General features: G+C 63.4%; 9 protein-coding genes. 6 read left to right on the forward strand and 3 right to left on the reverse strand.

Annotated features, from left to right (window positions below):
- Positions 1-3 precede the first annotated feature (3 nt).
- The 3 genes from CY652_RS03440 to tssB all read right to left on the reverse strand — a co-directional run bounded on the left by CY652_RS03440 (position 4) and on the right by tssB (position 4,664).
- Positions 4-2,337, reverse strand: coding sequence for a type VI secretion system Vgr family protein (locus tag CY652_RS03440; protein ID WP_102129280.1), 2,334 nt, complete (start codon positions 2,335-2,337; stop codon positions 4-6).
- 130 nt (positions 2,338-2,467) lie between these two features.
- Positions 2,468-4,030, reverse strand: coding sequence for a type VI secretion system contractile sheath large subunit (tssC, locus tag CY652_RS03445; RefSeq protein WP_102129281.1), 1,563 nt, complete (start codon positions 4,028-4,030; stop codon positions 2,468-2,470).
- Between the two features lie 97 nt (positions 4,031-4,127).
- Positions 4,128-4,664 carry a type VI secretion system contractile sheath small subunit gene (tssB, locus tag CY652_RS03450; protein WP_102129282.1) on the reverse strand — a complete coding sequence of 179 codons (537 nt, stop codon included), beginning with the start codon at positions 4,662-4,664 and terminating at the stop codon, positions 4,128-4,130.
- 552 nt (positions 4,665-5,216) lie between these two features.
- On the opposite strand from tssB, the gene tssK reads away from it, so the two are divergent.
- From tssK to tssE, 6 genes are all read left to right on the forward strand, one after another.
- Positions 5,217-6,566 (forward strand): type VI secretion system baseplate subunit TssK, encoded by a 1,350-nt coding sequence (tssK, locus tag CY652_RS03455; protein ID WP_102129283.1) that lies wholly within the window; start codon positions 5,217-5,219, stop codon positions 6,564-6,566.
- Positions 6,563-7,321, forward strand: a complete 759-nt coding sequence (locus CY652_RS03460; protein ID WP_102129284.1) for a DotU family type IV/VI secretion system protein — start codon at positions 6,563-6,565, stop codon at positions 7,319-7,321. Before tssK ends, CY652_RS03460 begins: the two co-directional genes overlap by 4 nt.
- Positions 7,321-9,081: an OmpA family protein gene (locus tag CY652_RS03465; protein ID WP_258002176.1), complete on the forward strand. Its 1,761-nt coding sequence runs from the start codon at positions 7,321-7,323 to the stop codon at positions 9,079-9,081. The genes CY652_RS03460 and CY652_RS03465 overlap by 1 nt, the downstream gene beginning before the upstream one ends.
- Positions 9,082-9,185: 104 nt before the next feature.
- Positions 9,186-9,671, forward strand: coding sequence for an Hcp family type VI secretion system effector (locus CY652_RS03470; RefSeq protein ID WP_102129285.1), 486 nt, complete (start codon positions 9,186-9,188; stop codon positions 9,669-9,671).
- A 176-nt stretch (positions 9,672-9,847) separates the two neighbouring features.
- Positions 9,848-12,706 carry a type VI secretion system ATPase TssH gene (gene tssH / locus CY652_RS03475; RefSeq protein ID WP_102129286.1) on the forward strand — a complete coding sequence of 953 codons (2,859 nt, stop codon included), beginning with the start codon at positions 9,848-9,850 and terminating at the stop codon, positions 12,704-12,706.
- A gap of 12 nt (positions 12,707-12,718) precedes the next feature.
- Positions 12,719-13,147, forward strand: a complete 429-nt coding sequence (tssE, locus tag CY652_RS03480; RefSeq protein ID WP_102129287.1) for a type VI secretion system baseplate subunit TssE — start codon at positions 12,719-12,721, stop codon at positions 13,145-13,147.
- The last annotated feature ends 172 nt before the right edge of the window (positions 13,148-13,319 follow it).

A 13,319-nucleotide genomic window follows, 5' to 3' on the forward strand; every position in this document is an offset into this window, starting at 1 on the left:
CGCCTACTCAGAAAACCCGAAGTTCATATCGATCTTCACATCCTTAAGGGGAGCTCTGGACCAGTTCGGGAACGTGAAATCGCCACCCGCCGGGTCAGCGGTATTCAAATTGCCCTTGATCTCGATGTGCCCCGTTGGACTCGCGATCTCGATCTTCCCGTTGGCGATCTTCACGTATGCGCCGGAGCCGTCACCCAGCGTGATGCCCTCCGAACCGGTAACGATCACTTCGCCCGCCGATGAGCTGACTGCAACGTTCTTGAGCGCCATCAATTCCATCGCATCGCCCTGCGCCTGGACCTGCACCTTGCCTTTGGCAGCGAATATCCGGATACCGAGCTGCGCGGCAAAGAGCGAAATCGCTTCGCCCGCTGCCGCAGTGATGCGTTTGAATACACCGATATCCAGGCCATCGCCGGCCGTCACGAATATCTGTTTGCGCGCCGCCAGTTGCATGTGCTGGCCACTTGCGACGCCTACGCCTTCGGGAGCGCTGGCGACGATTACTGGTTCCTGAAGACTCGTGAGCTTCTGCTCGATAAGCGCACGCTGCTGATCGATCTCGGCAAGCCACGCTTTTGCCGCAGTGGCCGAGTCGTTCAAGGATCGCATCATGTCTACCGCCTGGCGAAGCGTGGCGGCAGTGTCCTGCATGTCGAGCTGCGGTCCCGTCGCGTCAGGCTGAGCTTCTGCGGTAACCAGAACGCCCTTGCCACCTCGCACGGCGACATGGCCACCGGTACGCAACTCGGCCCCCTGCCCCCGTTCCTTGCGGTCAGCATCGACCATATGCCCGAGATTCAACTCGCTGGTCTGATACGGCGTCGTCAGGTGACTGTGCTCGATGCCTGCCTTGTCCTCGATCCGCCACTCGGTACCGCCAGCGGTTCGAATAATGTTCCGGGTATTGTTGAGGTTGTTGACCAGGTCCGGATGCAGGCTGTCGTGCATCGCCCCAATAATGACGGGCCGATTGGGATCGCCCTGGGTATGGATGATCGCCACTTCCGTGCCGTCGATATACGGAAAATGATGGCCGTAGTTGTCGCCGCTGTACGGTTTCGCGAGCCGTACCGCGCGACTCGTGCCTCCAGGGCTCCACTCGTCGAGGTCGAACGGCAGCTTGATGACATACCAGCCTTCCCCCGTCAGGTAGGCATACTTGTAGTCGCCGGGCGACATAATGCGCGCCGGCAGGATGCCGTCGATCACGGGCCGTTTGGCGGGATCGACCGGCGTGCGCCAGACACGGTCCGACGGAATTGCCGTGAAGGTGTTCCAGTACGCCTCGCTACGGCCACCGCCCGACTCCACCGACGTCAGAAGCAGTCCGTGCGGCGCGTCGGCTGGATTCTGGTCGAGCCGCAGCACCTCGCCCGCCTCGATGGCGAAGGCGTTGCCCTTACCCGCATAGGTAATCTGCTTTGACAGATACGCCTCATGACGCAGCCGCGCAATGCGCCGTCCTTCCTCGGGCGTTTCGTAATGCTCGCCCCAGTGGTAATCGATGGCGTTCGTCGTCTTGTCGTCGCGCGCCGCGTTCTCCTCGACAAGCAGCGACACGCCGGCCTGACGATGGTTATAGTCGTTCAGGCGGACCGCTTCGGGCACTCGCCGGGTGTGGCGCGCAAGCGACTTGATGGCTTCGGCGCCGACGCTCTCCAGCCCCGCATCATGCCGGAGCGGCACCGTGCGCTGGTTACGCGCATACGCATCCAGATCGTCGCCAAAAACAACGATCTCGCGGTCCCTCTTCTGCTCGTAGCGAAACCAGACCCCTTCCTCCGCAGCAATGCGCTGGACGAACGCGAACGTGGTCTCGTGATACTGGGTGACGTATTCGTGGCGCCTGTACTTCGCCCGCAGGTTGAACACGAAATCGACGCCTTCGCGAAACCCGTAGTGTTTCAGCGTGTCCGTGATGATTTCCTGCACCGACTGCTTCTGGAACAACCGGCTCGTTATCGCGCGTGCCAGATCGGCAGTGCGCGGCTCGATGACGATCCCGTAGCGGGTTTCGTCAGCCGACGTACCGAACTCGTCGAACTGGGTGACGATGCCGTGGATCGCCCGCGCCGGCGGCTTGTCGCTGAATTGCTCCGCCCTCTCGCCGAACATCCGGCGCAGATAGTCCATGTTCGGGTCGACGGGATCGATGATGAACTTCGCGGGCCGCCCGAGCACCCGGTCCATCGGGATGCCCGCGACGGGACTCGTGAATTCGATCTCGTACCGGTACAGCTCGCTGATTCGGTCAAACCCGCGGAACTTCACCACCGAGAGCGGCGCCGGATGAGGCACCAGCTTCACCTCGTAAGCCTGGGACGGCAGAACCATCGAACCCCTCGTCGACCCCATCCATCACTCCGTTGAACGTTAGCGCCACAGACGGCAAAGCCGGAGCGCGGCATCGATCTTCTCCGCACGTGCCCCGGCGCGCTACATGAGCTACCCCGAACTCACTTCATCAGCTCTTGGCTTTCGGCATTTGCGACACCAGAGACAGGCCGATGTCCATGCCCTCGACCTGAAAATGCGGGATGATGAAGAGCTTGATGCGGAAGAACCCCGGGTTGTCCTCGATGTCCTCCACCGTCACCTTCGCCTCTCGCAGCGGGTGCGACGCCTGCAGTTCGTCGCCCGGATCTTTCATCTCGGTCACGAGACCCTTGACCCAGCTATTGAGCTCGAGCTCCAGCAGACGGCGGTCCTTGGTCGTACCGATGTTCTCGCGCTGGATCAGCTTCAGGTAGTGCGCAATGCGCGAGAGCAGGAAGATGTACGGCAGGCGCCCGTTGATGCGGCTGTTCGCCGTCGCCTCCTTCGTCTCGTACAGCGCCGGCTTCTGCGCCGAATTGGCCGAGAAGAAGCACGCGAAGTCGTGGTTCTTATAGAACGACAGCGGAATGAAGCCCAGATTGGCGAACTCGAACTCGCGCGTCTCGGGAATCAGCACCTCGGTCGGGATCTTCGGCTGGGCGCCGGTGCCAAGGTCATACAGATGAACCGGCAAGTCTTCCACCTTGCCACCCGCCTGCGGGCCCCGGATCTGGACACACCAGCCGTTGCTGGTGAAGCTGCGCACCATGTTGGCCCCGAACGCAAACGACGCGTTGACCCACAGATAGCGGTCGTGGTCCGGACCCTTGACGGCCTCCTCGTAGTTGAATGCGCGCACCGGCGTCGTATCCTTGCCGTACGGCAAGCGCCCCAGTACGCGGGGCATCGTCAGGCCCACATAGCGGGCGTCGTCGGTATCGCGGAAGCTCTTCCACTTGATGTACTCCGCGCGGTCGAAGTAATTGCCGATGTCCTGGATTGCGGCGACCTCTTCCATCGACTGCTTGCCGAAGAAGGCCGGGCCAACCGAGCCGATGAACGGCATATGCGCGGCGGCGGCCACCTTCGAGAGGTTACGCAGCAGACCCACATCCTGCGGCGAGTTGGTGAACGCGTAGTCGCTGATCATCGCGCTGATCGGCTGGCCGCCCGGGGTGTCGTATTCCTCGATGTAGGTGAGGCGATACAGTCCGCTCTGGATAATCTCGGGCGTATCCTCGAAGTCGCGCATGAGTGCCTCCTTCGATACGTCGAGCACTTCAATGCGCGCATTCTTGCGAAAATTCGTACGGCTCACGAGCATCTTGAGGCCACGCCAGCGGCCTTCGAGTGCCTGGAATTCGGGCGTGTGCATCACCGCGTCAAGCTGCCGGCCGATCTGACGATCGATCTGGCCGATATGGAAATCGAGCAGCGACTTGTCGAGGCGATCGACTGGCCTGCTGGCCCTGGAGACGAGATCGAGGAACGCGCTCATGCCCCGCGCAATCCGTTCGTCGACCGACGACTCGGACAGGAGGTCGTTGTCGCGAAACGCTTCGAGCGGACGTGCTTCGCTCACGGGATTGAGGTTGATCTTGCTGCACAGTGATGCATAGATGCTGTCGTTTCCCCTCAAGGGGACTTCTTTCGGGACATCCAGCATGGTGGTTTGTGCCGTGCTGCCCTGCAGACTTTCATTGGGGTTCATTTACTGTCCTGTCTACGGTGCTATCGCTACCTGGTTTCGGGATGCGGTAAAGGTGCGCCTGCTTCGAGACACACCAGCATGCCCGGCCCTCACGCGCTCAGGCATGGCCTTCGGGCTGGGTCGCCGACGTCCCGCTGGGACTTCCTACGGTCGTCGCGATCTGTGCGAGTTCGCTGCGCAGTTGGTCGGAAAGGCCTTTGTCTTTCAGGATCTTCTCGAACTCGCGGCGAAAGGTGCCGTTGTCGAGCAGGTTCGACTTGAGGTCGCGAAGCAGATTGCGCACTGCGAGCAGCGCCTGCAGTTCTGGGATCTGGCGAGCCACCTGTTCCGGTTCGAAGTCCTTGATCGACTTGAACGACAGGTTCACCGGCAAATCGGAGCCGTCGCCGGCCAGCGTGTTGTGGGCCGCAAGCTTCAGCTCTGGCGAGTAGTCGGCGAGAACGGCATCGAAGTTGTTCTTGTCGATATTGACCTTCTTTCGCTCGGCGAGCGGCGCCTGCTCCTTGCCCGCGCTGAAGTCACCCGCGACCAGCAACTTGAGCGGCAGCTCGACCTTCTTACGGGCGCCGCCCGTATGCAGATCCAGGGTGATTGATACGCGACTTTTCGGAATTTCCCGCTGAAAACTATCCATTCGTAATCCTTAAAAAAATAAATTCACCAAGGTCATCTCCAAAGATGATCCTATTCGATTCGGCTCCCTCTTTCGCTCGGCCGGACATTCCGTGTACGCCCCGGCTTATCGAAGAACATTTCCGAAAGCTCGACTCCGCCTTCCGATATTTTTATGTCGCCCCGCATTAGACACGGTAGTCCTACGCGAAGTCAAAAGGTCCACGACAACCGGAACGTCAAAGATTGTGATTTTTTAAGAACATGACGATCCCCAATCACTTTCTTGTAGACAGATCAATAAGATCGTGCACAACTCCATGAAAAATCGACTCCGATTACCAAGCCATCCACCGGCTTGTCAATGAGATAAATCCTGTTTTACCGGAAAATCTCTTGATATATCGCATTGAATTAATACGATTCATGTCGACTTTGCCTCGACGTCAATTTCACAGGTTAAATATCTAAACAATTCGCATATCGAATTAACGATGAAGAGTATACGAGCGCCATCAATCGCGTATAGAATCCGCCACCGAAAACGACTAACAACACGGCGAAAATCACATCCATGCGAATCGACAAACCGCTCTGGTCAGAGGGGGTGGGACTCAGACATCACCACCTTCAGCAGCAGGAACGCTGGATCAACTTCGCGCACCGACAGTTCGCCTCGGCCGTGGTCGCGGAAGGTTGGGGCGCGCTCGGCGTCAGGCTCGACGAAGAGGCGTTGCGCATGGGCCGCCTGAAGTTTTCGCATCTTCAACTACGCTTTCCCGACGGCACGCCGATCGACACCGCAGTGGCCGATTCACTACCTCCCGCGCGTGATCTCGCGCAGAGCGTGCCAGGCGATGTCCAGAGTTTCGTGGTACTCGCCGCATTACCGCTTCTGAATGCGACGGGCAGCAACTGCCGCTTCGATGAAACGTCGCTCGCGCGTCCGCGCCGCTCGTATCGCGAGTTCGTGAACGTCACGGATCTGAATGGCACGTCGGAGGTCGAGATCGCTGCCGAACGCCATGCGGTGCGGCTCCTGTTCGACTTCGAGCCGCATGCGGACGACACGGTTTGTGCAATTGCGAAGCTCGCACGCGGTGCAGGCGGCCAGTTCGAGGTAGACCCGCGTTATGTGCCGCCGTGTCTGACGCTTGCCGGTCATCCCCTGCACATCGAACGCGTAAAGCGTCTCGCCGACATCCTGCAGGCGAAGAGTGCCGCGCTGGGTGCGCGCAAGAGCGAGCGCATCGACGACGTCGCGGAATATGGCGTGGCGGACGTGTCGCTCTTCTGGCTGCTGCACGCCGTTCACACGTACTGGCCGCAACTGCGATTCTTCGCCACCCATCCGAGCCAGCCGCCGGAACGGCTCTACGGCGCACTTGCGGAACTGGCCGGCGTGCTGATGACCTTCTCGACCGGCGCCCAGCTCACGGACATCCCGGTCTACGAGCATGCGCGTGCGCATGAGGTTTTCGCGAAGCTCGAGACCCTGATCCGCGATTTGCTCGACGCGATCATTCCGTCGCGTGTGGTGCCAATCGGGCTAACCCGCAAGAGCCCAACCACGTGGACAGGCCAGTTCCTCGACGAGCGGCTGCGCGCCGGCGCCGACTATTACCTGTCGGTCAACGCCAGACTCGCGCCCTTCGAACTGGTCGAGCAACTGCCGCGGCTGTGCAAGATCGGCGCGCCCGACGACGTCGAGCACATCGTGAATTCCGCGCTCGCCGGCATTCCGCTGAAGGCAGTCCAGCGCGTGCCCGCCGCCATTCCGGTGCGCCTCGACAACCATTACTTTGCGCTCGATGCCAGCGATCCGGCACACGAGAGAATGCTCGCCGCGCGTGCCTGTCAGATCTACCTGCCGACGACGGTGCCGGAGGCCTCGCTCGAACTCTATGCGGTGCTGCGGTCATGACATCTTTCGTGGACGCCCGGAAAGAAGTCCCCCCGGGGGATCGCCAGCCCGACGACAAGCGTATCCAGCAGACCGGCATACGGGACCTGCTGCGCGACACGGCGCTGCTCGTGACGACCCTCTCGCAGGGCGGCAAGCCGGAATCCGTGATGGTGTTGCGCCAGCGTTGCCAGCATCTGATGGCCCAATTTTCCGCAGCGCTGGAGCAGCGCGGCGTGGCGGCGGACGTGCGGGACGATGCGATCTATGCACAGTGCGGGCTGCTCGACGAGGCCGTGCTCCGGGCACTGCCGATGGATGACAAGCCCAGGTGGGACGCGCAGCCGCTGCAGGTCGAGCGCTTCGGGAAACACGACGCCGGTGAGCGCGTGTTTGAACGTCTCACGGAACGCATGCGCGAAGCGGCACCGAACGCGGATCTGCTCGAATGCTACGCCGCGATTCTTGGGCTCGGTTTCATGGGGCGCTACGCGTCCCCCAGGGGGACGTCCTCCGGAGCGAGCGAAGGGCAGGCGCAACGCACTTCGCTGCTCGCTTCGCTCGATGCCCAGCTACAGGCGCTACGCCCCGCTGCCACGCGCACACTCATCGCCGATCGCCGCGACAAACGTCTGGCAGACTGGTTCTACCGACTTTCGCCGTGGGCAATCGCCGGACTGGCTTGCGTGGCCGCTGCGCTGGTCTACCTGATCTGGAGCCATGTGCTTGACACGCAGCTCGCCCATCTGACGCCATCGCTATCCGGCAGGCGCTGATGTTCGACTTGCATCCGGGTTATCCCTTCCGCACGATGGTGATCATCGCGGCCACACTCGTGATCGCCGTGCTGTTTCTTGTCCAGCCGGTCAGCCGCGGTTCCGCGTGGGCGATGGCGGCTATCGCGACGGCATTCGCCCTTCTCCTCGTCACCGGGCGTACCCGCCAGCTCGCGCGTGCCCATACGCAAAGCGCACATATGCTGGCCGCGCTCGGAACGACCACCGCGGACCTTCCGGCGAGCCTGCGCACGCGGATGCCGCTCGTCCTGGTGACGGGCGACGCGCTCGCACAGATATTCGATCGCGGTGACGGCGACGAGCGACTCGCTCAGGTTGGCGATGGCGCGATCTGGTTGCGGGTTGACCGGGCGCAGGATCTGCCCCGGCTCGCGGTGGCCGTAAAACAGTGGCGCGACGGCCGTGCACCCGACGGCGTCGCGCTGGCGATCGCCCCTGCGCTGCATGCAGACGAAGAAGCACTAACGCAGATGCTGCGCGTCGCGCGCCAGGCGGCAAGCGATGCGTCGCGCATGCTTGGCACACGGCTACCCGGTTACGTCGCCGTTTACCAGCGGCTGACCGTCGCCCCGGTGACGCATGACATCCCGCGATGGCACGGCGTCTCGGCGGCCATGCGGCTCACGGGCGCACAGCGGTTTGAAGAAGTGATACGGGCCGCCGAATGGGAAGTCCAGCGCGAGCATGGCGATCCCGATCGGACCAGATCCGCTGCCGCCGCCCGTGCCGCAAGCCTCGCCTCTGTCGTGGGCTGGACGCAGCGTGTTGCGATCGGCGTTCTGACCGACCCACGACAGCCCGCCGCGCCATGGACGCTTTTCGGGGCAGGCTGGATCGACTGCGGACCGGCCAGTCATCCGGGGACACCGTGGGCGCGCGACGTCGAAAGGCAGACCGCGATCGTCCCGCCAGCGATGGCCGCGTCCCTTGCCCCCTGGCCGTTGCCCCAGCCGCTGATCGAAGCAATGCCCCGCCGACTGTGGGTATCGCCCCGCATGGCGGCACTTGCACACACCATCGCCCTGCTCGCCTGCGCCGGCGCACTGGCGATGTGGGGCGCCGCCAGAAACAACCAGGCGCTACTCACGCACATCGGTGCCGATCTCGGCCGGTTTGCCATGATTCCGGCTGATCACGACAACGCGCGACGCGATGCGTTGCACTCGCTCGCGGCCGACCGCGACCAGCTCGACCGCTTCTCGCGTACCGGCGTGCCAACGCGTCTGTCGTTCGGGATGTACCGCGCGGCGGCGTTGACGCCCGCGCTCAACGACGCGATCGCCTCGTATCAGGCCCCCGCTCCGCCACCGGCAGTCGTGACGCTCGACAGCATGTCCCTGTTCGACAGCGGTCGCGCCCAGCTCAAGCCCGGCTCGACGCGGGCGATGGTCGGCGCACTGGAGATGATCAAGGCGCATCCGGACAAGCGGGTGCTCGTCGCGGGCTACACGGACGCCGTAGGCAACCCCGGGTTCAACCAGAAGCTGTCGCTTGCACGCGCGGGTGCCGTGCGTGACTGGTTGATCGAGGCGTCAGGAATTCCGGTGACGCGGTTCGCGATCCAGGGCTACGGCGATACGCGACCCATTGCGGACAACGACACCGATACCGGTCGTGCCAGAAACCGGCGGGTGGAAATCACGCTGGTGCCGGATGCCCCGACGCCCAGCGGAAATCCCCGTGAGAAGGACGTCCCTCAGGGGAATACAGCGACCAGCACCACGGCGAACCCGCAATAGCGCAGAATTTTTTCAGCCCCCGAAGCCGCTGACGCGTTTCGGGAATTCAAGGCTCGGGGGCAAGCTCCGGGCGATTGTCGCAATACCTGTGAGGAGTAGAAAATATGGCAATTCCAGCCTATATGTGGATCAAGGATGACGGCGGTTCGGACGTCAAGGGCTCCGTCACCGTGCAGGGCCGCGAAGGCAGCGTCGAGCTCGTCGCGTTCGACCACAGCGTGAACATCCCGACCGACAGCAACACGGGCAAACTCACCGGTACGCGCGTGCACAAGCCGATCAGGCTGACGAAGGAAACGGATGCGGCCACGCCGTATCTGTACAAGGCAGTGACGAGCGGCCAGACGCTGAAGTCCGTCGAGATCAAGTGGTACAGGATCGACGACGCGGGCAAGGAGAAGGAGTACTTCAACACGAAGCTCGACAACGTCAAGATCGTCGGCGTCACGCCGAAGATGCTCGACATCAAGAACCCGGCGTACGAGAAGCACAACCACCTCGAAGAGGTCGAACTGCGCTACGAGAAGATCACCTGGTCGTACAAGGACGGCAACATCATCCACGCGGATAGCTGGAACGAACGCGCTTAAACGGGCGTTCAAACGACCTCGCGATACGCCCTGGAAGTCGGCACTGGCCCCGGGGCTCACGTATCCGTTAAGTGCCGGCCCTCTTTTCGCCAGCCTCTGAAGCTTCGCCTCGGCAGGTTGGCGTTTTTGTAGCTGGCGGACCAGAGCTCCGCCGCGCCCCATGACCGGGTTCCACCATGACCATGCGCGATTCCACTCACCTGCTTCGCAAGCTCAACCCGCATTGCGCGGCCGCTCTCGAGGGCGCGGCCAGTCTGTGTCAAGCGCGCCTCGCCGGCAAGATCACCGTCGAGCACTGGCTGCTGAAGCTCATTGAGGCGGGCGATGGCGATATTCCCACCATCCTGCGGCGCTACGAAATTGATATCGACGGCGTGTGGGACGCATTGCTCACGGCAATCGACCGCGCTCCCCGAGACCTGCGCGGCAAGCCAGCCCTGTCACGGTCGCTTGTGGGCATCCTCGAAAGCGCGTGGCTTTACGCGTCGGCGGGAGATACGGCACAGCCGATCCGCTCGGCAAACCTGCTGCAGGCAATCGCGGATGCACCGCATGGGCTGCGTGCGACCCACGCCTGGCCGCTGCTGTCGGTCGGCGCGACGCAAATCCAGCGGTTGCTGCCCGAACTGGACCGGCGCTCGGCCGAAGGCGCACAGCAACGCGCGAACGAAACAGCGGCCGGCGGCGCTGCGCGGCAAGACGAAGGGCTCGCAGCAGCCGGAGCCAATGCAGATTCGACCGGCACGAACAGACAGCGGCCGACAGACGCCGCCCGACGCTCCACGGACGCCCCGACGACCAGCGAAAGTCCCCGTGGGAAAGAAGTCCCCTTGCAGGAGCCTGACGCGCTCACCCGCTTCGCGATCGACCTGACGGAGAAAGCCCGTCGCGGCGAAATCGATCCCGTGTTCGGCCGCGATCGCGAAATCCAACAGACGATCGATGTGCTCGCCCGCCGCCGCAAGAACAACCCGATCCTCGTCGGCGAGCCGGGGGTCGGCAAGACCGCGCTCGTCGAGGGGCTCGCGCTGCGCGTCTCCCAGGGCAACGTGCCGAACGTGATCCGCGACGTGCGCATCCTCACGCTCGATCTCGGCCTGCTGCAGGCCGGTGCGGGCGTGAAGGGCGAATTCGAACAGCGCCTGAAGAACGTGATCGACGAGGTACAAGCCTCGCCGGTGCCGGTCCTGCTCTTCATCGACGAAGCGCACACGTTGATCGGCGCGGGCAACGCCGCCGGCGGCGCCGATGCGGCGAACCTGCTCAAGCCTGCGCTCGCGCGCGGCGCGCTGCGCACGATCGCGGCGACCACCTGGTCCGAATACAAGGAACATTTCGAGCGCGACGCCGCGCTCGAGCGGCGCTTCCAGCCTGTCAAGGTCGACGAGCCGGACGATGCCGCCGCGTGCCTGATGCTGCGAGGCCTGGCCGGTCGCTATGCGAAGCACCACAACGTGCATATCCGCGACGAGGCGATCGTTGCGGCCGTTAAACTGTCGCGCCGTTACATCCCGGCGCGACAGTTGCCGGATAAGGCCGTGGATCTGATCGACACGGCGGCGGCGCAGGTTCGCATGGGGCTCGAATCGCCGCCCTTCGAACTGCAACGCGCCCGTGCATCGGTGGCCGCGCTGGAAACGGAGCTTGCGACGCTCGTTGCCGACGTCGAGGCCGGCGTCGGGAATCTCGAGGCACGTCACGATGCCCTGTCGGGCGCCCTTGTCGATGCAAAGTCCGAACTCGAAGAGCTTCAGGCACGCTATGCCCATGAGCTCGAACGGGTCAACGCGCTGCATGCGCAGCGCGAAGCGCACCGGAACACAGGTGACGCCGGGCGCGAACCCGGCACCGCACTCGCGGCTGCGCAGCGCGCGCTAATCGACGCGCAGGGCAAGGCACCACTGATTTTTGCCGACGTCGATGCGCCGGCAATCGCACGCGTCGTTGCGCAATGGACCGGCGTGCCGGCCGGCCATCTGGTCGACGACGAACTCCGCAGCCTTCTGGCGATCGAGCGGAATCTCGCCGCGCGCGTCGTTGCGCAGGACGATGCGCTCGCGGCGCTCGCCGAAAGTCTCCGCACCGCGAAGGCGGGGCTCAAGAACGAACATGCGCCGCTCGGCGTATTCCTGCTGGCCGGTCCGTCCGGAGTGGGCAAAACGGAGACGGCGCTGGCACTGGCGGATCTGCTATTTGGCGGCGAAACGGCGTTAATCGCCATCAACATGTCGGAATACCAGGAATCGCATACGGTGTCCCAGCTAAAGGGGGCTCCCCCCGGCTACGTTGGCTATGGCCGCGGCGGAGTGCTGACCGAGGCGGTACGCCAACGCCCATACAGCGTCGTGCTGCTTGACGAAGTGGAAAAAGCTCACCGGGACGTGCTCGACATGTTCTATCAGGTGTTCGATCGCGGCACGATGCGCGACGGCGAAGGACGGGAAATCGACTTCCGCAACTGCGTGATCCTGATGACGTCCAATCTGGGCAGCGCGCAGATCGACGAGGTCACAGCGGAGAATCCGGCCATCTCGCAGGACGAGTTGCTCGAGGCCATTCATCCGTCGCTCGTTGCCCACTTCCAGCCGGCGCTGCTCGCGCGCTTCCAGACGCTCGTCTACCGGCCGCTCGACGCCGCCGCGCTCGCGTCGATCGTGCGCCTGAAGGTTGCGAAGATCGCCGAACGTCTGCGTCGTCAGTACGACATCGTGCTCACCCCGGACGACGCGCTGACGGACTCGCTCGCGCAGTGGTGTCTTGCACGCGAGTCCGGCGCTCGCAACGTCGACGCGTTCCTGAACCAGCGCGTCCTTCCGGCTGTGTCGCGCGAACTGCTCTCGCGGATGGTGAAGGGCGCCACGCCCGAAGGAAGTCCCGGCGGGATGCCAGCCGGAATTCGCCTGTCGATGGCCCCCAAGGAGACGTCCTTCGGGGCGTCGCCGGAAAGCCGTCTCGTCATCGATTTCGTCGATCGCGGCGACGTGCTGCCGGCAGCCGACGCGACCGCCGGCCGCCCGGTTGCCGGCGACCGCTAAAAGGACCGGACGATGCCCGCCGGTCCCTCCCTGTACGACATGCTGCTCGGCCACATCGGCAGCGAACCGCTCAGCGCCTACGACGACAGGACACTCGAGATCCTGAGCGTCCAGCAGAATATCCGCCGCATCCTCAATACGCGCGCGGGGGCGCTCAAGCACCTGCCCGATTTCGGTCTGCCGGATCTGACGAACATCTTCAAGGCCCTGCCCGCGTCGTCGCATCTGCTGAAAAAGGAAATGGAAGCCACGCTGCTGAAATACGAGCCGCGCATTCGGGCGATCGACGTCGAGATCATCGAAAACCACGATCCCGGCGTCGCGGTGAGCTACGAGATGACCTGTCACCTGAAAAAGGCTGGGCTCGTGCGATTCGGTACGTATTTCGAGCCCCCGGGTCGCATGCGCGTCGAGCGCGAGGTGGGCCGCCCCCGGGAATAGTCCGGCGCTGACGCAGGGTCTCAGCGCTTTCCCTCCGTCATCGCGCCGGCTTCCCGCCCGGACTTCGCCAATCGGTCAATGACTTCGCGTTGCCGGCATCTGCTCCGGCGCGACGCGCTACATTCGCTGACATGACGATCGGGCCGACTAGCCGCGCCCGGCGTTTCCCGCC

This window comes from Burkholderia sp. WAC0059, assembly GCF_002870125.1.
In the GTDB taxonomy this organism is placed as follows: Bacteria; Pseudomonadota; Gammaproteobacteria; order Burkholderiales; family Burkholderiaceae; genus Paraburkholderia.

Coding starts and splice junctions, on each gene's coding strand:
- CY652_RS03440 (WP_102129280.1), bottom strand. CDS start 2,337: ATGGTTCTGCCGTCCCAGGCTTACGAGGTGAAGCTGGTGCCTCATCCG.
- tssC (WP_102129281.1), bottom strand. CDS start 4,030: ATGAACCCCAATGAAAGTCTGCAGGGCAGCACGGCACAAACCACCATG.
- tssB (WP_102129282.1), bottom strand. CDS start 4,664: ATGGATAGTTTTCAGCGGGAAATTCCGAAAAGTCGCGTATCAATCACC.
- tssK (WP_102129283.1), top strand. CDS start 5,217: ATGCGAATCGACAAACCGCTCTGGTCAGAGGGGGTGGGACTCAGACAT.
- CY652_RS03460 (WP_102129284.1), top strand. CDS start 6,563: ATGACATCTTTCGTGGACGCCCGGAAAGAAGTCCCCCCGGGGGATCGC.
- CY652_RS03465 (WP_258002176.1), top strand. CDS start 7,321: ATGTTCGACTTGCATCCGGGTTATCCCTTCCGCACGATGGTGATCATC.
- CY652_RS03470 (WP_102129285.1), top strand. CDS start 9,186: ATGGCAATTCCAGCCTATATGTGGATCAAGGATGACGGCGGTTCGGAC.
- tssH (WP_102129286.1), top strand. CDS start 9,848: ATGACCATGCGCGATTCCACTCACCTGCTTCGCAAGCTCAACCCGCAT.
- tssE (WP_102129287.1), top strand. CDS start 12,719: ATGCCCGCCGGTCCCTCCCTGTACGACATGCTGCTCGGCCACATCGGC.